This window comes from Limosilactobacillus coleohominis (genome assembly GCF_016901675.1).
In the GTDB taxonomy this organism is placed as follows: Bacteria; Bacillota; Bacilli; order Lactobacillales; family Lactobacillaceae; genus Limosilactobacillus; species Limosilactobacillus intestinavium.
On the sequence record NZ_JACJKU010000137.1, the window covers coordinates 1 to 1,570 of the forward strand.

General features: G+C 38.2%; 2 protein-coding genes. Both read left to right on the forward strand.

The features are described from left to right. Positions 1 to 176 precede the first annotated feature (176 nt). Positions 177 to 1,001, forward strand: coding sequence for a transporter substrate-binding domain-containing protein (locus tag H5975_RS08010; RefSeq protein WP_204785599.1), 825 nt, complete (start codon positions 177 to 179; stop codon positions 999 to 1,001). Positions 1,002 to 1,038: 37 nt separating this feature from the next. Beyond that, a partial coding sequence (locus H5975_RS08015; protein ID WP_204785600.1) for an amino acid ABC transporter permease occupies positions 1,039 to 1,570 on the forward strand: 532 nt, incomplete at its 3' end.

Here is a 1,570-nt window from a genome sequence, read left to right on the forward strand (position 1 = left end):
GAATAAAAGCATTCGTTAAATTGAATATATTCACACAAAAGTGAGTATTATCCAATTTAACGAATTTTTTTACATATTTAGTTGCATTTTATGAATAATTAATGTATTATACTGGTTGTATTCAAAACTTATACAATTATTATTCATGGAACAGAGTTTATCAAGGAGGAGCAATCATGAAATTTAAGTTTAGTAAAAAACTTTTAACCGTTGGTGCCGTGGCACTAATGGTAGTTGGTGGATTAGCTGGTTGTGGTGCTAAAAATAACACTGCATATAATAAGATTAAAAGTGAAAAAACTTTAACGATGGGGACTTCAGCAGACTTTGCACCATTTGAATTCCCAGTAGTTAAAAATGGTAAGAAAACTTACAACGGATTTGACATCATGGTTGCTAACCAAATTGCCAAAGACATGGGAGTTAAGTTAAAGGTCCAAAACATGCAATTCTCATCCTTAATTGGTGAGTTGCAAAACAACAAGGTCCAAATGGTTATGGCTGGAATGACCGCTACTAAGCAACGGCGGAAAGCTGTTGACTTCTCAAAGCCATACTATACTGAATCTGAAGCCCTTTTGGTAAAGAAGAGTGATGCTAACAAGTACACCACTAAGGACAGTACAAAGGGTGCTTCCTTTGGTGCTCAACAAGGTTCTATTCAAGAAAACGTTGGTAAGAGCCAGACCAAAGCACACATTGTTAGTGAAGGGTTAGTTACTAGCTTGACCACTGAATTGAAGGGCGGCAAGCTCGACGGGGTTGTTTTAGCACAAAAGGTTGCTGAAGAATATGTTAAGAAGTACCCTAACGACTACGCAATTGCTCCAGTGAAATTACCTGTTCCAAAGTCACAACGGGAAATCTGCATTGCATTACCAAAGAACGAACCAAAGTTGAAGAAGAAGGTCAATGCTGAAATTACCAAGATGCAAAAGAATGGTCAATTAGACAAGATGTTCCAACAAGCACAACAATTGCAAGAACAATCTGGTAAATAATTGATTCGAACAATAAGTGAGTAAAGGATGAGATAAGATGTTAAACTTTGATTTTCTCGGCAAATACTGGCCGATGTTCCTTCAAGGATCAGAATTGACCCTTGTGATTTCAATCATTGGGGTAGTGATTGGTTTCTTAATTGGGCTTCTCCTCGTATTAATGCGGATGTCTAATCTAAAGATTTTGAACTGGATTGCTGGAATCTACGTTTCTATTGTGCGGGGAACTCCATCAATGATTCAAGTTCTGCTGATTTACTATATTCTATCTAAGTCCCTGCCAATTCCACAGGTACAGGTGTTAGGTTCAGGCCTTGATCGGATTATCCCTGGGGCCCTCGCTTTAGGATTAAACTCCGGAGCATATACTTCTGAAATTTTCCGTTCCGGGATTATTTCCATTCCTGATGGTCAAACCGAGGCTGGATTGTCATTAGGAATGAGCCGGCATGATACACTATTTGAAATTGTATTACCACAAGCCTTGCGGAATACTTTACCTGCGATGGGGAACGAGTTCATTACTTTAATCAAGGAATCATCAGTATTGTTCTATATTGGTGTTCAAG

Excerpts from the sequence above, each read along its gene's own strand:
- H5975_RS08010 (WP_204785599.1), top strand. The coding sequence starts at position 177 with ATGAAATTTAAGTTTAGTAAAAAACTTTTAACCGTTGGTGCCGTGGCA.